This is a genomic window from Mesorhizobium sp. A623 (genome assembly GCF_054489405.1).
Map to the genome: position 1 here is coordinate 98,147 of NZ_JBTMXB010000004.1, position 23,001 is coordinate 121,147.

General features: G+C 62.6%; 26 protein-coding genes. 18 read left to right on the top strand and 8 right to left on the bottom strand.

Annotated features, from left to right (window positions below; all coding sequences use genetic code 11):
- Window positions 1–396: 396 nt before the first annotated feature.
- From ACX3P1_RS06085 to ACX3P1_RS06100, 4 genes are all read right to left on the bottom strand, one after another.
- Complete coding sequence (locus tag ACX3P1_RS06085; RefSeq protein WP_459078658.1) at window positions 397–888, bottom strand: NUDIX hydrolase; 492 nt, start codon at window positions 886–888, stop codon at window positions 397–399.
- Between the two features lie 122 nt (window positions 889–1,010).
- On the bottom strand, window positions 1,011–1,508 hold the full coding sequence (gene gpt, locus ACX3P1_RS06090; protein ID WP_459078659.1) for a xanthine phosphoribosyltransferase: 498 nt from the start codon (window positions 1,506–1,508) through the stop codon (window positions 1,011–1,013).
- Window positions 1,509–1,631: 123 nt separating this feature from the next.
- The gene (locus tag ACX3P1_RS06095) at window positions 1,632–2,465 is read right to left on the bottom strand and encodes a universal stress protein (RefSeq protein ID WP_459078660.1); all 834 of its coding nucleotides are present in this window, start codon (window positions 2,463–2,465) and stop codon (window positions 1,632–1,634) included.
- 100 nt (window positions 2,466–2,565) lie between these two features.
- Window positions 2,566–3,306 (bottom strand): competence/damage-inducible protein A, encoded by a 741-nt coding sequence (locus tag ACX3P1_RS06100; protein WP_459078661.1) that lies wholly within the window; start codon window positions 3,304–3,306, stop codon window positions 2,566–2,568.
- 189 nt (window positions 3,307–3,495) lie between these two features.
- Between ACX3P1_RS06100 and wrbA the strand changes: the two genes are divergently transcribed.
- A complete protein-coding gene (gene wrbA, locus ACX3P1_RS06105) occupies window positions 3,496–4,095 on the top strand; it encodes an NAD(P)H:quinone oxidoreductase type IV (RefSeq protein WP_459078662.1) in 600 nt (199 codons plus the stop codon).
- 64 nt (window positions 4,096–4,159) lie between these two features.
- On the opposite strand, the gene ACX3P1_RS06110 is transcribed toward wrbA, so the two are convergent.
- Entirely contained in the window at window positions 4,160–4,582 is a 423-nt protein-coding gene (locus tag ACX3P1_RS06110; protein WP_459078663.1) for an HIT family protein, read from the bottom strand.
- 76 nt (window positions 4,583–4,658) lie between these two features.
- On the opposite strand from ACX3P1_RS06110, the gene ACX3P1_RS06115 reads away from it, so the two are divergent.
- Entirely contained in the window at window positions 4,659–4,994 is a 336-nt protein-coding gene (locus ACX3P1_RS06115) for a DMT family transporter (RefSeq protein ID WP_459078664.1), read from the top strand.
- Here ACX3P1_RS06115 and ACX3P1_RS06120 read toward each other — a convergent pair.
- Genes ACX3P1_RS06120 through ACX3P1_RS06130 form a run of 3 tightly spaced genes read right to left on the bottom strand, consistent with a single transcriptional unit; the run spans window position 4,963 to window position 7,463 of the window.
- Complete coding sequence (locus tag ACX3P1_RS06120; protein ID WP_459078665.1) at window positions 4,963–6,204, bottom strand: GNAT family N-acetyltransferase; 1,242 nt, start codon at window positions 6,202–6,204, stop codon at window positions 4,963–4,965. The two genes, ACX3P1_RS06115 and ACX3P1_RS06120, sit on opposite strands and share 32 nt — an antisense overlap.
- A gap of 52 nt (window positions 6,205–6,256) precedes the next feature.
- Window positions 6,257–6,985, bottom strand: a complete 729-nt coding sequence (locus tag ACX3P1_RS06125; protein ID WP_459078666.1) for a glycerophosphodiester phosphodiesterase — start codon at window positions 6,983–6,985, stop codon at window positions 6,257–6,259.
- Window positions 6,986–6,998: 13 nt separating this feature from the next.
- A complete protein-coding gene (locus ACX3P1_RS06130; protein ID WP_459078667.1) occupies window positions 6,999–7,463 on the bottom strand; it encodes a RidA family protein in 465 nt (154 codons plus the stop codon).
- Between the two features lie 139 nt (window positions 7,464–7,602).
- On the opposite strand from ACX3P1_RS06130, the gene ACX3P1_RS06135 reads away from it, so the two are divergent.
- The 16 genes from ACX3P1_RS06135 (at window position 7,603) to lpxB (ending at window position 22,990) form a co-directional block, all read left to right on the top strand.
- Window positions 7,603–8,439 carry a cell envelope integrity EipB family protein gene (locus tag ACX3P1_RS06135; protein WP_459078668.1) on the top strand — a complete coding sequence of 279 codons (837 nt, stop codon included), beginning with the start codon at window positions 7,603–7,605 and terminating at the stop codon, window positions 8,437–8,439.
- 7 nt (window positions 8,440–8,446) lie between these two features.
- Window positions 8,447–8,725, top strand: a complete 279-nt coding sequence (locus tag ACX3P1_RS06140; RefSeq protein WP_459078669.1) for a DUF4031 domain-containing protein — start codon at window positions 8,447–8,449, stop codon at window positions 8,723–8,725.
- A gap of 117 nt (window positions 8,726–8,842) precedes the next feature.
- Window positions 8,843–9,547 (top strand): SDR family oxidoreductase, encoded by a 705-nt coding sequence (locus tag ACX3P1_RS06145; RefSeq protein WP_459078670.1) that lies wholly within the window; start codon window positions 8,843–8,845, stop codon window positions 9,545–9,547.
- A gap of 174 nt (window positions 9,548–9,721) precedes the next feature.
- On the top strand, window positions 9,722–10,558 hold the full coding sequence (rpsB, locus tag ACX3P1_RS06150) for a 30S ribosomal protein S2 (protein WP_459078671.1): 837 nt from the start codon (window positions 9,722–9,724) through the stop codon (window positions 10,556–10,558).
- A 116-nt stretch (window positions 10,559–10,674) separates the two neighbouring features.
- Window positions 10,675–11,595, top strand: coding sequence for a translation elongation factor Ts (tsf, locus tag ACX3P1_RS06155; RefSeq protein ID WP_459078672.1), 921 nt, complete (start codon window positions 10,675–10,677; stop codon window positions 11,593–11,595).
- A 177-nt stretch (window positions 11,596–11,772) separates the two neighbouring features.
- On the top strand, window positions 11,773–12,495 hold the full coding sequence (gene pyrH / locus ACX3P1_RS06160; RefSeq protein ID WP_459078673.1) for a UMP kinase: 723 nt from the start codon (window positions 11,773–11,775) through the stop codon (window positions 12,493–12,495).
- Window positions 12,496–12,550: 55 nt separating this feature from the next.
- A complete protein-coding gene (frr, locus tag ACX3P1_RS06165) occupies window positions 12,551–13,102 on the top strand; it encodes a ribosome recycling factor (protein WP_459078674.1) in 552 nt (183 codons plus the stop codon).
- Window positions 13,103–13,128: 26 nt separating this feature from the next.
- Window positions 13,129–13,848 (top strand): isoprenyl transferase, encoded by a 720-nt coding sequence (locus tag ACX3P1_RS06170; protein ID WP_459078675.1) that lies wholly within the window; start codon window positions 13,129–13,131, stop codon window positions 13,846–13,848.
- Entirely contained in the window at window positions 13,845–14,660 is an 816-nt protein-coding gene (locus ACX3P1_RS06175) for a phosphatidate cytidylyltransferase (protein ID WP_459078676.1), read from the top strand. The genes ACX3P1_RS06170 and ACX3P1_RS06175 overlap by 4 nt, the downstream gene beginning before the upstream one ends.
- Before the next feature lie 102 nt (window positions 14,661–14,762).
- Window positions 14,763–15,905 carry an RIP metalloprotease RseP gene (gene rseP, locus ACX3P1_RS06180; protein ID WP_459078677.1) on the top strand — a complete coding sequence of 381 codons (1,143 nt, stop codon included), beginning with the start codon at window positions 14,763–14,765 and terminating at the stop codon, window positions 15,903–15,905.
- 220 nt (window positions 15,906–16,125) lie between these two features.
- On the top strand, window positions 16,126–18,516 hold the full coding sequence (gene bamA, locus ACX3P1_RS06185; protein ID WP_459078678.1) for an outer membrane protein assembly factor BamA: 2,391 nt from the start codon (window positions 16,126–16,128) through the stop codon (window positions 18,514–18,516).
- A gap of 75 nt (window positions 18,517–18,591) precedes the next feature.
- Complete coding sequence (gene lpxD, locus ACX3P1_RS06190; RefSeq protein WP_459078679.1) at window positions 18,592–19,644, top strand: UDP-3-O-(3-hydroxymyristoyl)glucosamine N-acyltransferase; 1,053 nt, start codon at window positions 18,592–18,594, stop codon at window positions 19,642–19,644.
- The gene (gene fabZ, locus ACX3P1_RS06195; protein WP_459078680.1) at window positions 19,637–20,098 is read left to right on the top strand and encodes a 3-hydroxyacyl-ACP dehydratase FabZ; all 462 of its coding nucleotides are present in this window, start codon (window positions 19,637–19,639) and stop codon (window positions 20,096–20,098) included. Before lpxD ends, fabZ begins: the two co-directional genes overlap by 8 nt.
- Before the next feature lie 13 nt (window positions 20,099–20,111).
- Window positions 20,112–20,945, top strand: coding sequence for an acyl-ACP--UDP-N-acetylglucosamine O-acyltransferase (gene lpxA / locus ACX3P1_RS06200; RefSeq protein ID WP_459078681.1), 834 nt, complete (start codon window positions 20,112–20,114; stop codon window positions 20,943–20,945).
- Window positions 20,932–21,831, top strand: coding sequence for an LpxI family protein (locus ACX3P1_RS06205; protein WP_459078682.1), 900 nt, complete (start codon window positions 20,932–20,934; stop codon window positions 21,829–21,831). Before lpxA ends, ACX3P1_RS06205 begins: the two co-directional genes overlap by 14 nt.
- Window positions 21,821–22,990: a lipid-A-disaccharide synthase gene (lpxB, locus tag ACX3P1_RS06210; protein ID WP_459078683.1), complete on the top strand. Its 1,170-nt coding sequence runs from the start codon at window positions 21,821–21,823 to the stop codon at window positions 22,988–22,990. Before ACX3P1_RS06205 ends, lpxB begins: the two co-directional genes overlap by 11 nt.
- The last annotated feature ends 11 nt before the right edge of the window (window positions 22,991–23,001 follow it).

Below are 23,001 nucleotides of genomic sequence, written 5' to 3' on the forward strand. Positions count from 1 at the left end.
TTTTTCCCGTCCGAAACTGAAATTCCTAAGCCGCCGCGGCCCAGGTGAAATGGGCGAAATGCGGCTGAAACGCATGAAATCGGGAAAAGGCCGGCCTCAAAACTTTCCGGTCACGCCCGCAACAGGAGCGCATGGCCCATAAAAGGCGACTCGGATTGCGTCGTCAAGAGTTCGTTTCGGGAACTTTCCTGACCCCAACATATTGTGTGTCACTTATGTGGATAACGGGGATAGAAAATGAGCCGGCAATGTTTGGGATTGCCGCGCGGCCGGTTCTGACGGGGCACGGCCTGCCGTCGCCAATGCGTTCCGGACAGACGCTGTCAGGAGACTTTCCGGTCCGCGGAGTGCAGGCCACGCGAGCGAAATGCGATGAATTGCTGGGACGCGCCGGGATCAGACCGCAAAACGGTCCGGGTCGGAGGCGAAATAGGCGATGATCTGGCCAAGATCCGGCTCGTTGACCATGGCGGCGGCCTCGCTGGCGGCCACCCATTTGCGCGTGCGCGCACGCTTTTCCTTCCACCGGTCGGCCACGCTGTCGACCCGCAGCGGGAACACGAGCACTTCGCACGGCACTTCCTCGCCCGAAGCCAACCCTTTGGCGTAAAAATATCTTCCGGCTTCAAGCGTGGAAATGGCGCCGCTCAGGCCGGCTTCTTCCGCGGCTTCGCGCGCCGCGGCCAGGCACAGCGGTTCGCGGGCTTCCGGCCAGCCCTTGGGCAGCACCCAGCGGCCCGTATCGCGGCTGGTGATCAGCATGATCTCGATTGTGTCTTCGAAGCGCCGCCAGGGCAGGGCGGCAACCTGCAGCCGACACGGCACCGTGCCGAAGAGCTTGCGTACTCGTTCAGCCAGGTGGTTGTGGTTCTGCGGCCCGCTTAGCACTTGATTCCATACCCCAATCGGGAATCGTTTGCCGACTCAGGAATCTTACGGCCAATTAGATGGAATAAAAGTAAAAATACGCGGGACCTGGCCGCTTTTATCGAGAGGGGCGGTGCTTTTCCTCAGCCGGCGTGGTCGTCGGCGATGGGCTTCTGGTAGGTGAAGCCCATGTCCCAGGGGAAATAGATCCACGTATCCTGGCTGACCTCGGTGACGAAGGTGTCGACCATCGGGCGTCCCTTGGGCTTGGCATAGACAGCGGCAAAATGCGCCTTCGGCATCATGGCCCGCACGATCGCCGCCGTTTTTCCGGTATCGGTGAGGTCGTCGATGATGAGCACGCCTTCGCCGTCGTTCTCCAGTAGTTCCGGTGTGACTTCCTTCAGCACCTGCAACTGCCCCTGGCTGGTATAGTCGTGATAGGAGGCGACGCAGACCGTCTCGATGACGCGAATGCCAAGCTCGCGCGAAATGATCGCCGCCGGCACCAGCCCGCCGCGCGTAATGCACACGATCGCCCTCCACTGGCCCTTGGTTCCGGCCAGCCGCCACGCCAGCGCGCGCGCGTCGCGGTGGAACTGATCCCAGGAAACGGGAAAGGCTTTTTCGGGAAGGGACATTTTCGCGCACTCCAGCGCGGGAGCCGCGCGATACAGGAAGGAATGCGAGCGGAATTAGCCGGAAAGCCGGACACTTGGCAAGGGCGACAGAGCAAACGGGCAGGGGAGTGTGCGGTTGGCTTGCTATCGCGACAGGAATACGGCGATCTGGCCCGATTGAAGCATGGAATGGGTCACGCCGCCGAACAAAAGCCGCCGCAGCCATGAATTGCTGTAGGCGCCGAGCACGAGCAGGTCCGCGCCCGTTTCCGTCAGCCGGTTCTGGATGACGTCTTCGACGGAACTGCCCTTGGTCTTGCGGCAGGTGATGCTGACGGTCGCACCGTGGCGGGCAAGGGCTGCCGCAATCTCGACGCCAGCCGTATCCATGTTCTCTTCCAGCGTTTCCGGCGGGTCGACGACGAGGATTTCGGTCGTTTCGGCCTCCACCATGAACGGCACCGCGTCGAAGGCGGCGCGGGCTGCCTCGCGCGTGCCGTTCCAGGCAAGCAGAATGTGCTTGAAATTGCCGGCGACCGCGCCCGAACGGGGCACCACCAGAACCGGGCGGCCCGCATCGTAGACGAGCGAGCCGACATCGGCCTTGGAATCACTGTGTGCTTCCCCTTGTGCCGCGATAATCAGGTCGGCGGCGCGGACGGTGGAAATGCCCGAAAGCGCGCTATCACCGGAAAAGCTTTCGAGCGCCCGCCACTCGAACGACAGGCCGGAGCTTTCCACCACCTTCAGGAAGGCGGCGTGCAGCCTGTCGGAGCGCTCCTTGTTCAGGGTTGACGACACTTGCAGGAATTCCGTGTCCGGGAAGCCCGTGGCCGAGGTGTAGGGAATGGGCAGCGTCTCGGCATGAATGCCGATGAGATGGCTTCCAAAGCGCCGCGCGAGCGCAATGGCGCAATCAAGCGCGCGGTCGATGTCCTGTTCGCTCTGGAGAATGGCGGCGATGGTTTTGAAGCGCATGAGAACTCCCCTCCCTTAACCGTGAATCATGCCGGCGTTATAAAACGCGAGCAGGGCACTCAAGTTCCGGCAGCCCGGCCGATGCGCCCGATACCGCCGCTCAATCGGCGTTGGCGAAGCCGGATACCATGGCCTCGACATCGGCGCGGGCAGCGTCCAGTGCTGCTTGCGTGCGCGCCCGCACCACCAGTTCCGTCCAGAACTTGCCGTCACCGTATTTCGGGTAGGAGCCGATGATGGTGTCCGGATGCGCCTTCTGTATGGCGCCGAGCGGCCCGCCGATAAGGCCTTCCCCGTGTGGGCACGGCACCGTGGCCGTCAGCATTTTCGTGCCCACTTTAAGCGTCGGCACGACATTGTCGAGCATTGCCTGAAAGATCGAAGGTACGCCGGCCATGACATGCACATTGCCGATGCGAAAGCCGGGCGCGGTCGAGATAGGATTGACGATGAGATCCGCGCCGCGCGGCGTACGCGCCATGCGCTTGCGCGCTTCGGTGAACTCGATGCCGCGTCCGGCGTAGCTTTCTTCCAGCATGGCGTAGGCTTGGCGGTGATATTGGCACGGCACGCCAAACGCCCTGGCGATCGAATCGGCGGTGATGTCATCATGCGTCGGGCCGATGCCGCCGGTGGTGAAGACATAGGTGTAGCGGGCGCGAACCGCGTTCACGGCGGCGACGATCTCGTCCTCCTCGTCCGCGACGATGCGCACTTCCTTCAGGTCGATGCCAACAGTGGTCATGATGTCAGCGAGGTGGCCGATGTTCTTGTCCTTGGTGCGCCCGGACAGGATTTCGTCGCCGATGACGAGCATGGCGGCGGTAACGATTTCGGTCATGGGAGAACTCCGGCTGGGGCGGCTGCAATTCCATACTCCCGAGCCGGAGGCGGAGCAATGCCGCCCGTCCGGTGAACAATCCGTGCTCTATTAAGTGGCTTACGGTGAACGCTCAGATGCCTAAATGGAGGTGACGGCAATTAGTGCCGACCGAATTTACACACCCCCGACGGGGCAAAGGAGACGACAATGGCAAAAGTGCTGGTGGTTTATTATTCGAGCTGGGGTCACATGGAGCAGATGGCGAAGGCGGCCGCTGAAGGCGCGCGCGAAGCCGGCGCTGAAGTGACCGTGAAGCGGGTCAAGGAACTGGTGCCGGAGGCGGTAGCCAAGGCTGCCTACTACAAGCTCGACCAGGACGCCCCGTTCGCAGATCCGCTGGAACTGGAAAACTACGACGCCATCATCGTCGGCGCTTCGACGCGCTATGGCGCCATGGCCTCGCAGTTGAAGAACTTTTTTGACCAGACAGGCCCGCTCTGGGCCAAGGGCGCGCTGGTCAACAAGGTCGGCTCGGTCATGGTTTCGACCGCCACCCAGCACGGTGGCGCGGAATTGGCGCTGATTTCGACGCAGGCAATGCTTCAGCATCACGGCATGATCATCGTGCCGCTGTCCTATGCCTATCAGGGCCAGATGGGCAACGACGTGGTGCGCGGCGGCGCGCCCTACGGCATGACCACCACCAGCGACGGCGACGGCTCGCGCCAGCCTTCCGCGCAGGAACTGGAAGGCGCGCACTTCCAGGGCAAGCGCGTAGCCGAGATCGCAGCCAAACTGCACGGTTGATTTTTCGCCGATTTTCTATTCGCACTGGAACGGGCGGCTCGTTGAGGCCGCCCGTTTTTCTTGTTCAGTCGGCCAATGCTGCTCGAATCTTTTCCGCGTTTTCGGCCAGCACTTCCGGCTTTTCCATGGCGCCTGTATGCGGCTTCAGCGCGATGCCCTCGAAGCGCGGCAGGACGTGGACGTGCAGGTGATAGACGCTCTGGCCGGCAGCCGCCTCGTTGAACTGCTGGATGGTGACGCCGTCCGCCGCAAACGCCTTTTTTACTGCCACCGCGATTGTCTGGACCACCGCGAACAACGGCCCGAAGGTGGCTGGGTCGGCGTCGAGCAGGTTGCGCGACGGCGCTTTCGGCACCACAAGCGTGTGGCCCTGGCCTTGCGGCATCACGTCCATGAACGCCACCACCGCGTCATCCTCATAGACCTTATGGGACGGAATTTCGCCCTTCAAAATCCTGGCGAAGATGTTGGTGTCGTCATAGGCCATGTCAGTGTCTCGTTTCCATCTGTGTGGGGCCTATCATCGCCTTTAGAGTGACCGCGAATCAATAGGCAGGACGTGCATGACCTGGAATGTTTTTTATCTCACGATCGCGATCATGTTCGAGGTCGTGGCGACGTCGGCGCTGAAACTGACCGACGGCTTCACCAATCTGCTGCCATCGCTGGTCGCGGTGGCGGGCTATGCGCTGGCGTTCTATTTCCTGTCACTGCCCCTGCGAACCATGCCGGTCGGCATCGTCTATGCGCTATGGTCCGGGGCGGGCATCGTCCTCATCACGGCCATTGGCTGGCTGTGGTTTCGCCAGACGCTCGACATGCCGGCGCTGGTCGGCATGGGCTTCATCATGGTCGGCGTCGTCATCATCAATCTGTTTTCGAAGACGGTAGCCCATTGAGCGCCGGATCTTCCTTGCGAAACGGCGTGTGCTCATCCAGATAGTCGCTCATGCGCGCGACCTCGCGGCGTTCGCGCTTGAGGTAATCGGCAATGGCGCTGCGCAGGCCCGGATGCGCGATATAGTGCGCTGAGTGCGTGGTGACGGGGCGGTAGCCGCGCGCCAGCTTGTGCTCGCCCTGCGCGCCGGCCTCGACCACCTTCAGCTTGCGCTCGATGGCGAAGTCGATGGCCTGATGGTAGCAGACCTCGAAATGCAGGAAGGGATGGTCCTCGATGCAGCCCCAGTTGCGCCCGAACAGCGTGTCGGAACCGATGAAATTGATCGCACCGGCAATATAACGCCCATCGCGCTTTGCCATCACCAGCAAAACATCGTCGGCCATGTGCTCCCCAATGAGGGAAAAAAATTCGCGGTTGAGGTAGGGCCGGCCCCATTTGCGGCTGCCGGTATCCATGTAGAAGGCGTAAAAGTCGTCCCAGACGCGTTCGGTAATATCCTTGCCGGTCAGCCGGTCGATGGAAATACCGCCGGCCAGCGCCTCGCGCCGTTCCTTTTTCAGCGACTTGCGTTTTCGCGAAGCTAGCGTGGCGAGGAAATCGTCATAGCTAGAAAACCCCTCGTTGAAGAAGTGGAACTGCTGGTCGGTGCGGTGCAAATAGCCTGCCGTCTCCAGCATGACGGCGTCCTCTTCCGGCAGGAAGGTGACATGGGCGGAAGAAACGCCAAGCTTGTTCGTCACCAGCTTCAGGCCGGAGGCGAGCGCTGCCTTTACCGCATCGACATCTTCGCCGTTGGTGACAAGCAGGCGAGGGCCGGTGGCCGGCGTGAAGGGAACCGAGCATTGCAGCTTGGGATAGTAACTGCCGCCGGCCCGCTCGAAGGCGTCGGCCCAGCCATGATCGAACACATATTCGCCCTGGCTGTGCGACTTCACGTAACAGGGTACCGCACCCAGCAGCCTTCCGTCGGGCGTTTCCAGCCGCAAATGATGGCCCTGCCAGCCAGTGCTTCGCAAGGCGCAGCCGGAATCTTCCAAAGAGCTTAGAAAAGCGTGAGATATAAAAGGGTTGTAGCCGTTTTCTGAATCGGTGCGTGTGGTGCCCGAAAGGCTGTCCCATTCCTGCCGGGTGAAGGCACCGATGCCCGAAGCCACGCGCACCGCGTATTGCGCCGATGCTGCTTCCTCCGCTTGGCTTGGATGATCCATGGGCAATATTTAGGTTTTCAGCGGGTCCATGCAAGCCTGCCGGGAGAACGCATCAGGCAATGCGCACCCCGTCCGGCTCGAAACCCTCGAATGTCATCTGGTCGGCATATTTGAACGTCAGTTCGACCGCCGGCTGGTCATGCACGGTCCAGGTGATGACCGGCATTTTCAGCTTCTCGCGCACAAAACTGACGAACGGGTTCGGCAGGTCGCCGGCAGCATAGGAGGTGAAGGCGATGTCGTGCGCCAGCATCGAAAAATGCGCCTCGATCAGATTGTTGTCGCGGCCATAGGCGGTCAGCCCGCCGGGAATGCCGGGCGCGTCCTTCGAAAAGTCGCGGATCAGCCAATGATCGAACGACATGATCGCGGCTTTGCCCTTGTAGCGGGCAAGCTGCCTGCCGACACGCGCCACCAGCCCCTCGTCCCGGCCCGGTGTACCCTTGACCTCGACGACGATCGGCACGCGGCCACCGACACGCTCCAGAACCTCGCCAAGCGTCGGCACATGATCGGCGGTGCCGCCGATGCGCATCGCGCCAAGTTCGGCCGCCGTGCGCTGCCACACGAAGCCGTCCTCGCCGGTCAATCGCTTGAGGTTGTCGTCATGGATGACGACCGGCACCCCGTCCGACGAAAGATGCACGTCGCATTCGATGGCATAGTTGCGCTCGATGGCCGCGTCATAGGCGGACAGCGTGTTTTCCCACCGCGTCTTGTTCATGTCGTGAAAGCCGCGATGGGCGACAGGCCGGGCGATCAGCCAGGAAAGGTCGTTCATGTGCCGGGCTTTCTCACTCGACTTCGAAGATGGATTCGACTTCGACCGCCGCATTGAGCGGCAGCGCGGCCATGCCGACGGCGACGCGCGCATGCTTGCCGCGCTCGCCCAGCACTTCCGCGAACAGGTCGGAAGCGCCGTTGCCGACCAGATGCTGTTCGGTAAAGTCCGGCATCGATGCGACAAACACGGTGATGCGCACCAGCCGGCGAATTTTTTCGAGATCGCCGAGTGCCGCCTTGGCCTGGGCGAGCACGTTGATCGCGCAATATCGGGCCGCTTCCTGGCCGGTCGCCGTATCGACATCGCGGCCGAGCAGGCCGGTGAAGGCGAGTTTGCCGTCCTTGATCGGCAACTGGCCGGAGGGAAACAACAGATTGCCGGTCCTGACGTAAGGCACGTAGTTCGCGGCAGGCGCCGCCGCCACGGGAAGCGTGATGCCCAGATCGCTCAGCCGCTTTTCGATTGTTTCGCTCATTTTATTTCCCTATTGCTGCATGGTGCCCGTTGGCTGGGGGGAAAGTGCTATTTTTGCCTCGCTTCCGCCACGACTTTTTTCTAGCTGGACCATCTTTCCCCGACGGCTGCCATTAGCCGTCCTTTGTCGGAGCCTGTCCATGCGCGCAAAGCGCCTTGCATTCTACGCCGTCTTGATGGCCGCCACCTCGGCGGCGGTTCCGGCCTTCGCGGTGCCGGTGCTTCAGGCGCACCGCGCCGTCTACGATCTTTCGCTGGACAAGGCCTCCGACCGCTCCGGCATCACCGGCATCACCGGGCGCATGGTCTATGAGTTCAACGGCTCGCCTTGCGAGGGTTACACGGTCAATTTCCGCTTCGTCACGCAGATCGCCACCAGCGAAACCACGAGGCTGACCGACCAGCAGACCACGACCTATGAGGACGCGAAGGGCAAGACGTTTTCCTTCCTCACCAAATCCTTCTCCGACCAGCAACTCGACAAGGAAGTGAAGGGCACGGCCACAAAGGACGCCAAGGGCGTCGAGGTCGATATCGAAAAGCCGCAGAAGGCTGTCGTGCAACTTGCCGCCACGCAGTTTCCGACCCAGCATCTGGTCGAACTGATCGAAAAGGCCGAAAAGGGCGAGAAGTTCTACGAAACGAGCCTGTTCGACGGTTCCGAGGATGCCAACAAGGTGATGACCACCACGGTCGTCGTCGGCAAGAAGACGCAGGCCGCAAAGGGCGATCCTGAGTTGCCGGCGCTGGCCCGGCTTGGCAAGGACAAGTACTGGCCGGTCGACATCGCCTATTTCGACCTTTCCGACAAGGAAAGCGGCGAGGAAACGCCGGCCTACCGGATCAGCTTCAAGCTGCACGAAAACGGGCTGACGCGCGATCTGGTGATGGACTACGGCGATTTTTCGATGACCGGCAAGCTGGTCAACCTGGCCCTGTTCGACACCGCGCCGCAAAAGACCTGCGCGCCTCAATAGTCAGCCGATGGCTGTCTATGTCGATGCCGCGATCTGGAAATGGGCCGACAGACTGTGGTGCCATCTGCTGGCCGACGACACGGAAGAACTGCACCGCTTTGCAGCTCAGCTCGCCATCAAGCGTTCTTCCTATCAGGGACCGCCAAAAACGTCGGCACCGCACTATGACATTACCGGCCTCGAGCGCGACCGCGCCGTGCGCCTTGGCGCGGTCGAATGCAGCCGCGACGAGATCGTCGCGGTATTCCGGCGGGTAAGGGTAAGGAACGGCAAGGTTCCGCGCTGATTGCGACAAGGGCTTTTCCTGGCCCAATGGCCCGGCTGTTTCGTCGACGCCGGTTACGATGGTATGGGTGCCGGGATTGCTCGTAACGGGCAAAAATCAGATTTGAGAGGAACGATCATGGCCGCACAGAAAGTTGCCGTTGTCACCGCCGGCGGTTCCGGCATGGGGGCGGGGGCTGCCAGGAAACTCGCGGCCGATGGTTTTCAGGTCGCCATCCTATCGTCGTCGGGCAAAGGCGAGGCGCTTGCCAAGGAACTCGGCGGCGTCGGCGTCACCGGCTCCAACCAGTCGAACGATGATCTTCAGCGGCTGGTCGATCTCGCCATGTCGACATGGGGCCGCATCGATGTGCTGGTCAACAGCGCCGGCCACGGGCCGAGGGCGCAACTACTCGAGATCAGCGACGAAGACTGGCACAAGGGCATGGACACCTATTTCATGAACGTGGTGCGCCCGGTTCGCCTCGTCACCCCGATCATGCAGAAGCAGAAATCCGGCTCGATCGTCAACATCTCGACCGCCTGGACTTTCGAGCCTTCATCGATGTTTCCGACTTCCGCCGTGTTCCGGGCGGGCCTTGCCTCCTACACCAAACTGTTCGCGGACGCCTATGCCGCCGACAATGTGCGCATGAACAACGTGCTGCCCGGCTGGATCGACAGCCTGCCCGGCACCGAGGAGCGCCGCGAGGCCGTGCCGATGCAGCGCTACGGCACCACCGAGGAGATTGCCGCCACCATCGCCTTCCTGGCGTCGGAAGGAGCCGGCTACATCACCGGCCAGAACATCCGCGTCGATGGCGGCCTGATGCGCTCGGTTTGACGGCAGGCAGGCTCGGCGCTTGCGTTTAGCGCGCTTAGCCTTTATAGGCGCGCTCATTCCACACACGGACTTTGGTGTTTGCCGGGAGAAATCCGACAAAAACCTCCGGTGGCGATAAGGAAATCCATCCTTTCGCCTGTGTCCGTGGAGGCTAACCGGAAAGGACCTATAAGAATGGCTCTGCCTGATTTCAGCATGCGCCAGCTTTTGGAAGCTGGCATTCACTTCGGCCACCAGACTCACCGCTGGAACCCGAAGATGGCGCCCTACATCTATGGCGCGCGCAACAACATCCACATCATCGACCTGTCGCAGACGGTTCCGCTGCTGCACCAGGCTCTCAAGCAGGTTTCCGACACCGTTGCCCGTGGCGGCCGCGTGCTGTTCGTCGGCACCAAGCGCCAGGCATCCGACATCGTTGCCGATGCAGCCCAGCGTTCGGCCCAGTATTACGTCAACTCGCGTTGGCTCGGCGGCATGCTGACCAACTGGAAGACGATTTCGAACTCGATCCAGCGCCTGCGCAAGCTCGACGAGATGCTGGCCGGCGAGGCTCAAGGCCTGACCAAGAAAGAGCGCCTCAACCTCGACCGCGAGCGCGAGAAGCTCGACAAGGCGCTGGGCGGCATCAAGGACATGGGCTCGACGCCCGACCTGATGTTCGTGATCGACACCAACAAGGAAGCGATCGCCATTCTCGAAGCCAAGCGCCTCGGTATCCCGGTTGTCGCCATCATCGATTCGAACTGCGATCCAGACAAGATCGACTTCCCGATCCCCGGCAACGACGACGCGGCCCGCGCCATCCAGCTTTATTGCGACCTGGTCGCCAAGGCTGCCATCGACGGTATCGCCCGCCAGCAGGGCGCGCTCGGCGTCGACATTGGCGCTTCGGCTGAGGCTCCGGTCGAGCCCGCGCTCGAACCGGCACCCGCTGCCGACGAGGCGCCTGCTGCCAACGAGGCGCCTGCTGCCAACGAGGCTCCGGCGGGCGAAGCCCCGCAGGCCTGATTGCCAAGGCCAACCGGCCTTCGCATTTCCTACATTGTGACGCGCTAAGCGTCCGGTATCGCGCATCGCCGATTTTTCGGTGGTGCGCATTCCCGTTTTGAACAAAGAGGCAAAAAATGAGCATTTCAGCAGCACAGGTCAAAGAACTGCGCGACCTGACCGGCGCCGGCATGATGGACTGCAAGACAGCGCTTGCCGAAACCGGCGGCAACATGGAAGAGGCCGTCGACTGGCTGCGCAAGAAGGGCATCTCCAAGGCCGATAAGAAGGCTGGCCGCACCGCCGCCGAAGGTCTGATCGGCGTCGATGCCGGCGTTCGCGAGGCGTCGATCGTCGAGGTCAATTCCGAGACGGACTTCGTTGCCCGCAACGGCGCCTTCCAGGAACTCGTCGCCAATGTCGCCAAGGTGGCGCTGGCCTATGGCGCAACCGAGGCGGTTGCAGCGGCTAAATATCCGGGTTCCGACAAGTCGGTCACCGACACCATCAAGGATGCCGTCGGCACCATCGGCGAAAACCTCGGCTTCCGCCGCTCGGCCAAGCTGACCGTCGAGCACGGCGTTGTTGCGACCTACGTGCATAACGCCGTTGCCGACAATCTCGGCAAGCTTGGCGTGCTGGTCGCCATCGAGACGACCGGCGACGCGCACAAGGCCAACGCCTTCGCCCGCCAGGTGGCCATGCACATCGCCGCGATCAACCCGCTGGCGCTTTCGACCGACGAGCTGGACCCGGCCGCCGTCGAGCGCGAGAAGGCGATCTTCTCCGATCAGGCGCGCGCTTCCGGCAAGCCCGAGAACATCATCGAAAAGATGGTCGAAGGCCGCTTGCGCAAGTTCTACGAGGAAGTCGTTTTGCTGAAGCAGGCTTTCGTGATCAATCCCGATATCACGGTCGAGCAGGCGCTGAAGGAAGCCGAAAAGGAAATCGGCGCACCGGCGAAAATCACCGCCTATCTGCGATTCGCCCTTGGCGAAGGCATCGAGAAGGAAGTGACGGACTTTGCAGCGGAAGTCGCGGCAACCGTCAAAAAGTAACGGCGCTTCAAACGCTTCACGGCATTTGCGCTACCAATGAAACGAAGGGCGCCGCGTGACATCGCGGCGCCCTTCGTGTATCGCAGGCCCAAGCATCCGGAGCAGGCAGGCCGCAAGGCGCGCCATCCGCAAACCACACTCGCCAGAGCCTGCATTCGCCAGAATAATGAGGGACCAATGACGCCCAAGCCGCTTTACCGACGTGTGTTGCTGAAGGCGTCGGGCGAGGCGTTGATGGGCGAGCAGCATTTCGGCATCGACGTTTCGGTGGTCGACCGCATCGCCTCCGACATTGCCGAAGCGCGCGCGCTGGGCGTCGAAGTGGGCGTAGTCATCGGCGGCGGCAACATTTTTCGCGGTGTGGCCGTGGCCTCCAAGGGCGGCGACCGTGTCACCGGCGACCACATGGGCATGCTTGCCACCGTCATCAATTCGCTGGCGCTGCGCACCTCGCTCATCAAGATCGGTGTCGATGCCGTGGTGCTTTCCGCGATCGCCATGCCGGAACTGTGCGAAAGCTTTTCGCAGCGCCAGGCGACCGCCTACATGGACGAGGGCAAGGTGGTGATTTTTGCCGGCGGCACCGGCAACCCGTTTTTCACCACCGATTCGGCAGCAGCGCTGCGTGCGGCGGAAATCGGCGCGGACGCCCTGTTCAAGGGCACGCAGGTGGACGGCGTCTATTCCGCCGACCCTAAAAAGGACCCGAGTGCCACCCGTTTCGAGCGCATCACCCATGCCGAAGTCATCAACAAGGGCCTGTCCATCATGGATACGGCCGCAATTGCGCTTGCGCGCGAAAACAACATACCGATAATCGTCTATTCCATCCACGAAGGGGGCGGCTTCGGCGAAATCCTCAAGGGTGGCGGTCGCTGCACGATTGTCGCGGACGCTTGACGGTACTTTTTTTCCAAAGACGCGGAGCCCGGATGAACGGGCCGAGGAGTTAAAGATGAGCGATTATGACGATCTGAAGCGGCGCATGGACGGGGCAATCGCCGCGTTCAGGCAGGATATCGCCTCGCTGCGCACGGGCAGGGCGTCCAGCAATCTGCTCGACGCGATCCAGGTGCAGGCATACGGCACGGCGATGCCCATCAATCAGGTGGCCAACGTGTCGGTGCCGGAACCGCGCATGATCTCGGTGTCCGTCTGGGACAAGTCGATGGTCAGCGCCGTCGACCGCGCCATCCGCGAGGCCAACCTGGGCTTCAATCCCATCGTCGACGGCACCAATCTGCGGATACCGCTGCCGGAACTGAACGAGCAGCGCCGCAAGGAACTGGTAAAGATTTCCCACACCTATGCCGAAAACGCCCGCGTCGCCGTGCGCCATGTGCGCCGCGATGGCATGGAAACGCTGAAGAAGGCCGAAAAAGACGGCGACATCAGCGAGGACGATCAGCGCAAGCAGGCCGACCAGGTGCAGAAACTGACCGACGATACGATCAGCACCATCGACAGTCTGCTTTCCGATAAGGAAACTGAAATCATGCAGGTCTAGGGTCAGGCTGGCCCGAAAGCGAGAACATGACAACGCCCGCGCATGTCGCGATCATCATGGACGGAAATGGACGCTGGGCCAAGGCACGCGGCCTGCCGCGCCTTGCCGGCCATCGCGCCGGCGTCGAGGCCTTGCGCAAGACCGTGCGTGCGGCCCCCGGCCTCGGCATCTCGTACCTCACGGTCTATGCGTTTTCGTCGGAGAACTGGTCGCGGCCCAAATCCGAGGTCAGCGATCTGATGGGCCTCTTGAAACTGTTCATCCGCCGCGACCTCGCCGAACTGCATCAAGCGGGCGTGCGCGTTCGAATCATCGGCGACAGGGCTAACCTCCAGCCCGACATCAAGGCGCTGCTGGAGGAAGCGGAAACGCTGACCGCCGGCAATGCGGCGCTGACGCTGGTCATCGCCTTCAACTATGGCGGGCGCGACGAGATCGTGCGCGCGGCGCAAAAGCTGGCGAAACTGGCTGTGCGTGGCGAACTCGAGGTCGAGGCGATCACCGCCGACCTGTTCTCCGATTCGCTCGACACCGGCGATATTCCCGATCCCGAGCTTGTCATCCGCACCAGCGGCGAGCTTCGCCTGTCGAATTTCCTGCTCTGGCAGGCAGCCTACAGCGAACTGGTGTTCCTGCCGTGCTTCTGGCCGGATTTCAACGAAGAGCATCTTGTGGACGCGCTGCGCGATTTCGCCCGGCGCGATCGCCGCTTCGGCGGCTTGACGCCTCGGGAAGCGGTTTCATGAGCAATCTTCAGGTCCGTATCATTTCGGCCATCGTCATGGCTGCGGTCGTGCTTGGCCTTACCTGGCTTGGCGGCTTGCCGTTCCGGCTTTTATGCGCGCTGATTTCGGCTGCGGTCTTTTACGAATGGTCGCGCATGGCGCGGCAAAAGCCGGCTACCGGCCTTGGGCTGGTGCCGGAAGCGCTGATGGCGGTTTTCGTGGTGGCGCTGCTTGCCGGGCTTGCGGCGCATATCCTTCTGTTGCTCGTCCTTGCCATGGTTGTCGTCGGCGCGATTCTCGGCGCTGTGGGCAAGACGGGGCAGTGGGAAGCGGGCGGCCTTGCTTATGCCGGGCTATCCGGCCTGACGCTGGCCTTGCTGCGCGACGGCGACCATTCCGGCCTGATGGCGATCCTGTTCCTGTTCGCGGTGGTGTGGGCAACTGACATTTGCGCCTATTTCGTCGGGCGCGCCGTTGGCGGTCCCAAGCTCGCGCCGTCGATCTCGCCCGGCAAGACGCAAAGCGGAGCGCTGGGCGGCACGGTCGGCGGCGTCGTCGCGGGCCTGCTGCTGGCTTTGGGCATGGGGTCCGGCAATCTTGCAACACTGGGCCTGGTGGCGCTGGTTCTGTCGGTCGTCTCGCAAGCCGGCGACCTGTTCGAATCCTGGGTCAAGCGGCAGCACGGCGCCAAGGATTCCAGCACGCTCATTCCGGGCCATGGCGGCGTCATGGACCGCGTCGACGGCCTTGTCGCGGCGGCGCTGGCCCTATACGTGATCGGCTGGATGCTGGCTTCCGCCGATCACCCCGCGCAGGGGCTGTTTCCGGTTTGACCGGCGGGGTTCGGGACATAGCGCCAAAAAGGTCACGGATTTGCCCGCTTTGGATACACAGTCACGGTGCTGCCTGCGCCGCAGGCGTATTGGGGTTGTGAATTGAACGAAATTTTCCACGCGCTTTTCAGCCCGCAGGGCCTTGTTGTGGGAACGCTGGTGCCGTTCCTGTTCGTGCTGACGGTCGTCGTTTTCGTGCATGAAATGGGCCATTATCTCGTCGGCCGCTGGTGCGGCATCGGCGTTCAGGCGTTTTCCGTCGGTTTCGGCCCGGAACTGATAGGCTTCAACGACAGGCGCGGCACCCGCTGGAAGCTGTGCGCCATCCCGCTGGGCGGCTATGTCAAGTTCGTTGGCGACATGAGCGTCACATCCAGCCAGCCCGGTGAGCAGGAAATCGACGCGCTAAGCGATGCGGAGCGCAAGGTCGCCTTTCACACACAGCCGGTGTGGAAGCGCGCGGCGACCGTTTTTGCCGGCCCGCTGTTCAATTTCCTGCTGACCATCGTCGTCTTTACCGTGCTGTTTACCGCCTATGGCCGCTATGTCGCCGAGCCGATGGTGGCGGAAGTGACCGTTGGAAGCCCGGCCCAAAAGGCCGGCATCCTGCCCGGCGACCGTTTCGTCAGCGTCGACGGAACGAAGGTCGAGACCTTTGCCGATGTCCAGCGCCTAGTGTCGGGCCGCGGCGGCGACACGATCACCTTCGTCATGCTGCGCGACGGCCGGGAAATCACGGTTTCAGCAGCACCCCAACTGATGGAGCAGGAAGACGCGCTCGGCAACAAGATCAAGGTGGCGATCGTCGGCGTCGTCAACAATCAGGAACTCGGCCAGCCGCGGCTGATAACCTACGGTCCGGGCGGCGCATTGGTGGCGGCGGTCGAGGAGACCGGGCACATCATCCAGCGCACCGGCCAATTCCTGACGCGCTTTGCCGTTGGTCGCGAGGACAAGTGCCAGTTGGGCGGTCCGGTGAAGATCGCTGGCATGGCCGGACAGGCGGCCAAGCTTGGCTTCGAATGGCTGGTGCAACTTGTCGCGCTGCTGTCGGTCGGCATCGGCTTCCTCAACCTGCTGCCGATTCCACCGCTTGATGGCGGGCACCTCGTCTTCTACGCCATCGAGGCGGTGATCCGCCGCCCGGTGTCGGAACGCGCGATGGAAATGGTCTATCGCGCCGGCATGTTTCTGGTTTTGGCCTTCATGGTGTTCGTTTTCTGGAATGACCTGTTTGGGTGCTGAAATCATGAACAAATTCGTCTCTGGAGCGAACCCGTTGAGGGCGCGTTTACCATGATGGGGCAATTGCGTGACGCGAATGCCACGCATTGAGCCTAAGTAAATACAAATTAACCAGAAGCCTTGCGTGTAGGGAAAATCCGGTTAATACGGTACGAGAAAATAACCGCGAACGTCCGGTCTTCTCGCCGTGGGGACTTCGAGAAAAAGGTTTTATAGCTCGATGAAGGCAGCATCCAAGTTCAAGAGCGCCGCGTCCGCGGTCGCTTTGTCTGCCGCGCTGGTAGTACCCGGCGCGATTGCCGTGCAGTTTGCTGCCGTCGCCGCCGCTGCGGCTGCCGTCGTCAGCAGCGTCAAGGTGAGCGGCAACCAGCGTATCGATGCGGACACCATCCGCAACTATGTCGGCATCAAGCCCGGCAAGGCTTTCTCCAGCGCCGATATCGACGAGGCCGTCAAGACGCTGTTCGGCACCGGGCTGTTCTCGGACGTGCAGGTCAACCAGGTCGGTTCCTCGCTGGTGATCAAGGTCGCGGAATACCAGGTCGTCAATCAGGTCCTGTTCCAGGGCAACAAGAAGATCAAGGACGCGCAACTGTCCAATACGGTTCAGTTGAAGCCGCGTGGTTCCTATTCGCAGGCCACTGTCGATGCCGACGTCGAGGCGATCAGGGCAGCCTACCGGCACATTGGCCGCGATGACGCCACGGTGACGACGCAGATCATGGATCTGGGCGACAACCGCGTGAACGTCGTTTTCGACATCAACGAAGGCGACCGCACCAAGATTGCCGCCGTCAACTTCGTCGGCAACCACGCCTATTCGAGCCGCCGCCTGTCCGACGTCATCAGCACCAAGCGTTCGGGCGTCCTGTCGTTCGTCCTGCGCGACGATATCTATGACGAGCAGAAGCTGCAGGCTGACCAGGAACTGCTGCGCCGATTCTATTTCAACCACGGCTATGCCGACTTCCAGGTCGTCTCCGCCGTGGGTGCGCTCGATCCGTCGACCAACGAGTATACCGTGACCGTCACGGTGGACGAGGGCGCGCGCTATACGTTCGGCGACGTCAGCGTCGATAGCACCATCCCCGAAGTGGACAGCAAGTCGCTGCAGTCGGTAGTCGAGACGCGTAGCGGCGACGTTTACAACGCCAAGGATGTCGAGGATTCCATCATCGGCCTGACCGAGAAGGTGGCCGGTTCCGGCTACGCCTTCGCGCAGGTGACGCCGCGCGGCGACCGCAATTTCGAGAACCACACCATTTCGGTTGTCTATACGGTCGATCAGGGCACCAAGGCCTATATCGAGCGCATCGAAATCCGAGGCAATTCGCGCACCCGCGACTATGTCATCCGCCGCGAATTCGATCTCAGCGAGGGCGATGCCTTCAACCAGGTCATGGTCAAGCGCGCGAAGAAGCGGCTGGAAGACCTTAATTACTTTACGAGCGTCGATATTTCGACGGCACCGGGTTCGGAACCCGACCAGGTTATCCTGGTTGTCAATGTGGTCGAAAAGTCGACCGGCGAGTTCTCGATCGGCGCCGGCTATTCGACGGGTGGCGACACGCCCGGGCCGACGGTTTCCGGTTCCGTCACCGAGCGCAACTTCCTCGGCCGCGGCCAGTTCATCCGCCTGTCCGCTGGCGGCGGACGCCATTCGCGCGACTATGCGGTTTCGTTCACGGAACCGTATTTCCTCGGCCGCCGCATCGCCGCCGGCTTCGACATTTTCCGCTCGACGCGCGAATACGACACCTACGATTCGCAGTCGACGGGCGCCACGGTGCGCTTCGGCCTGCCGATCACCGACAATATCTCCACGCAGTTGGCGTACAACATCTCGCAGGAAGAGTATAAGTTCGCCGACAATTGCGTCTTTCCAGGTACTGTGGACTATAATCCGGCTGCCTGTGATATTTCCTCGGCTATTCGGGACGCCATTATCGATCCGGCAACGGGCGAGGAGCGCGATCCCTGGATCAAGTCTTCGATCAGCGCCGGTTTGACCTACAACACCATCGACGACATGAAGAACCCGCGCGACGGCATCTACGCCAACTTCAACACCGAAGTCGCCGGTGTCGGCGGCGACGCGAAGTTCGTGAAGGTCACTGCGCGCGCGTCTTATTACCGGACCCTCTCGGAGCAGTTGGATCTGGTCGGCCTGATATCGGCCGGCGGTGGCCACGTCGAGAGCTATGGCGACACCGGGCTGCGCGTGTTCGACCACTTCCAGGGTACCGACCGCATGATTCGCGGCTTTGAATACAACGGCTTCGGGCCTGTGGCGTCGGATACCAGCGGCGACCATCTCGGCGGCACGACCTATTTCAACGCCTCGGCTGAAGCGCAGTTCCCGCTGCCGGTCGTTCCGGAAAGCCTTGGCCTGCGCGGCGCGGTGTTTGCCGATGCGGCAACGCTTTATGGCAACGACCTTGCAGGTGTTAACCCCGACTCGACGGGCATGGATTGGCGCGCCTCGGTCGGTGTCGGCCTGCTGTGGGCTTCGCCCTTCGGTCCGTTGCGCATCGATTATGCCGTTCCGGTCAAGAAGAGAGATACGGACGATGTGCAGGAGTTCAACTTCGGTATGTCGACCCGCTTCTGACCTTCCGGTCGCCCTGCTTGCGGACCGTGCCGGCCCGCGAGCGAATGTTCCTATATAGCTGGATATTGCCCAGGAATGACTGATCCGGTGTTTTTCGTGCCTTCACGCCGGCTTACGGTGGGCGAGGTGGCGAATCTTACCGGGGCCGTCCTGGCCGATCCCGGCCATTCCCAGATCGTGATCGATACACTGGCTCCCGCCAGCGAGGGTGGCGCGGGTGCGCTGGTCTTCGTCGAGGGCAAGCGTAATTTCGCGCTGTTGAACGCGCTGAAGGCGGCGGCGATTCTTTGCCCCGCCGAAGCAGCAAAAATTGCCCCGGTGGACGTTGCCGTCCTCGTTCATTCGCGGCCGCAGCAAGCTTTCGCGCTGGTTGGACGGCTGCTTTTCCCGACCGCGGCCATGCCCGGGCCGATGACCTCCGAGACCGGGGTTTCCCCGCACGCCCATGTCGATCCGACCGCTGTTATCGAGCTAGGCGCGATCATCGAGGCGGGTGCCGTCATCGGGCCGCACGTGGCCATCGGCAGCGGCACCGTCATTGCGCCGAATGCCTTTATCGGGCAATCCTGCCAGGTCGGCCGCGACGGCTATATCGGGCCTAGCGCCAGCATCCAGTATGCGCTGATCGGCAATCGCGTGGTTGTCCATGGTGGCGCGCGGATCGGGCAGGACGGTTTCGGTTTCGTCTCGGGCGACAAGGGGCCGGAGAGGATGCCGCAGGTCGGGCGGGTCGTCATCCAGGACGATGTCGAGATCGGGGCGAATTCGACGGTGGATCGCGGCGCCATGTCGGACACCGTCATCGGCGAGGGCACCAAGATCGATAATCTCGTTCAGATCGGTCACAATGTGCGCATCGGGCGTGGCTGCATCATTGCCGGACATTGTGGTCTGTCCGGTTCCGTGACATTGGGCGATTTCGTGATGCTGGGCGGCCGCGTCGGCATTGCCGATCACGTTTCGATCGGCGCCGGCGCGCAGGTTGCAGCGTCTTCCGGGTTGATGCATGACATCCCCGCCGGCGAGCGTTGGGCGGGGCTGCCGGCGCAGCCGACGCGCGAGTTCTTCCGCGAGCTGTCGCTGATCCGGTCGCTGGCGCGAAACAAGAAGGGTGACCAGAATGGGTGAAGGCTCCGTGGTGCTCGAATCCGTCGACATACTCGGCCTGCTGAAACTGCTGCCGCATCGTTATCCGTTCCTGATGATCGACCGCATCGTCGAGATCGACGGCGACGATTCGGCCGTCGGTATCAAGAACGTCACCATTAACGAGCCGCATTTCGCCGGTCATTTCCCCGAGCAGCCGGTCATGCCCGGCGTGCTCATCGTCGAGGCGATGGCGCAGACGGCCGGTGCCATCTGCATCCGCGCCGTTGGCGCGGAACGGCCGTCGCTGGTCTATTTCCTCACCATCGACAACGCCAAATTCCGCAAGCCCGTCGTTCCGGGTGACCAGTTGAGAATCCGCGTCCGCAAGATCAAGATGCGTGGCAACCTGCTCAAATTCGCCTGCGAAGCCACGGTAGACGGGGGCAAGGTTGCCGAGGCCGAGATTTCGGCGATGATGGTGGACAAGGATTGAAATCCGGGTGCTTATGAAAATCCAGACAGTCATTCATCCGTCGGCGGTTGTCGAGGCCGGCGCCCAGATCGGCGCAGGCGTGCAGATCGGTCCGTTCTGCCATATCAGCGCGGACGCGGTTATCGGCGACAATGTCGAGCTGATCGGCCACGTCTCGATCCTCGGCGCGACCACCATCGGGGCTTCCACGAAGGTCTACCCGATGGCGACATTGGGCGGGCCGCCGCAAAACACCAAGCACAAGGGCGGCCGCACCACGCTGGTCATCGGCTCCAACTGCATGATCCGCGAAGGCGTGACCATGCATCTCGGCACCGATTCCAGCCGCGGCGAGACGACGGTTGGCGACAATGGCAATTTCCTCGCCTATGCCCATATCGCGCATGACTGCATTGTCGGCCACAACGCCACTTTCGCCAATGGCGCGACGCTGGGCGGCCATTGCGAGATTGGCGACAACGTCTATATCGGCGGGCTTAGCGCCGTGCACCAGTTCGTGCGGGTCGGCGACAACGCCTTTCTCGCCGGCTGCTCGGCATTCGTCGGCGACGTCATCCCCTACGCCATCGCCGTGGGCAACCGCGCCAGCCTTCGCGGCCTGAACATCATCGGGCTGAAGCGGGCCGGCCTGAAGCGCTCGGACATCCAGTTGTTGCGCCGGTGCTATAACGCCATCTTCGACCGCTCGCGCACGGTTGCCGAGAACGTCGAACACGCCAGGGACGAATTCTCCGCTTCGCCCGAAGCCATGAAGATCATCGACTTCATCACCCATCGTGGCCACCGTCACTACGCCGTCCCGCGTCTCAAGGGCGGGGCCGCTGACGATACCGATGACGAGGACTGAGAACCCGCCGCCTGTCCAGTTCGAGGCCGGTTCGCGGGTCGGGATCGTCGCGGGGGGCGGCAGGTTGCCGGAAGCCGTGGCGCACGCGCTTGAACAGCAGGGCCACAGGCCTTTCGTCGTGCTGCTGGAAGGCGAGGCGGACCCGGACGGGCCGCTTGGCGCTAACGACCATGCCCTTCTAAAGCTGGAGCATTTCAGTTCGCTCGTGCCGCTGTTGAAGCGCCATGGCGTCACCCATGTGGTGCTGGCCGGCGAGGTCAAGCGGCGGCCGAAGCTGTCGGCCATCCGCCTCAACGCCAGTCTTCTCGCCGCCCTGCCACGTTTGGCCATCGAGCTTTCGCTGGGTGACGACGGGCTGCTGCGGGCCATCTTGCGCTACATCGAGCGGCGTGGCGTCAAGGTGGTCGGCGCGCACGAGGTGGTGCCTGAACTGGTCGCCATCGAGGGCTGCCATACCAAGGCCGCACCCCTGCCGTCCGACAGGCGCGACCTGGAAGCCGCCCGCGCTGCCGCCGAAGCCATCGGCGCGCTGGACATCGGGCAGGCCGCAATATCGGTCGGCGGGCGCGTCATCGCGCTTGAAGGCATTGAGGGCACGGACGGCTTGCTGGCACGGGTGCGCGATCTTCGCGACCATGGCCGCATCGCTGGAAAAGCGCGCGGCGTGCTGGTCAAATGCGCCAAGCCCGGCCAGGAGGCGAGGGCGGACCTGCCGTCCATCGGCCCGAACACCATCGACGGCGTCCATGCCGCCGGCCTGGCCGGCGTCGCAGTCGAGGCCGGTCATTCGCTGATCCTCGACGGGCCGGAAATGATCGCGCGCGCCAATGCGCTCGGCCTGTTCGTGGTCGGCCTGCCGCCGAAAGGTGCCGCCCATGGCCGGTGAGCGCGCCCTGACCATCGCCATCGTCTCCGGCGAGGAATCCGGCGATCTTCTCGGGGCCGACCTCGTCCGCGCCTTGCGCAAGGCGACTGGCCGCGAGATCCGGCTGGTCGGGGTCGGCGGGCGGCATTTGCAGGAACTTGGCCTCGTCTCGCTGTTCGACGCCGGCGAAATCGCGCTGGTCGGCTTCAGTGCGGTGGTTCGCGACCTGCCGCGGCTGATCCGCCGGATCGGCCAGACGGCAAGGGCGATTGTCGCAGAAAAACCCGACTGCCTCATCACCATCGACAGCCCCGACTTTTCGCTGCGCGTTGCCAAAAAGGTGCGCGCCGCCGATCCGGCGATCCCCATCGTCCACTATGTCTGTCCAAGCGTCTGGGCGTGGCGGCCGGGCAGGGCGGTGGCGATGCGGCCCTATGTGGACCGCATCTTGTGCGTGCTGCCGTTCGAGGTGGCCGAACTGGATCGCCTCGGCGGCCCTCCCGGCACCTATGTCGGGCATCGCCTGACCCATAATCCGGGCGTTCTGGCGGCAGAGGAGGCGCAAGCCGCACCCCGCGATCTATCCGCGGATCGCGAAAAGACGCTGCTCATCCTGCCCGGTTCCCGGCGCAGCGAGGTGCGCAAACTGATCGGCCCGTTCGGCGAGACGGTTTCGCTGTTGCGCGCGCGCGGGCACCGCCTTCGCCTGTTGCTGCCGACGGTCCCGCATGTCGCGGAACTGGTTCGCTCGGCTGTTGCCGGCTGGGAGCTTCAGCCGGAAATCACCGTCGATCAGGAACAGAAATGGCACGCCTTCGGGCAGGCCGACGCAGCGCTGATCGCGTCGGGCACCGTATCGCTGGAACTGGCGCTGTCCGGGGTTCCGATGATCTCCTGCTACAAGCTCGATCCATTGGCGCGCAGTATTGCGAGGAGAGCGTTGATCGCGTGGTCGGGCTCGCTGCCAAACCTCATTGCCGATAAGCCGCTCGTTCCCGAACGGTACGACAAATTTGTGCATCCGCCGGTGATCGCGCGCGAGCTGGAAGCGCTGTTCGCCGATACCGGCTTGCGCGCGTGGCAGAAGGCTGGCTTTGCCGAAGTGGCACGGCGCATGGCAACGCTGCGCCCGGCAGGCGATCTGGCGGCCGAAGCGGTGCTGGAAGCAGTAGGGCAGTAGGGCAGTAGGGC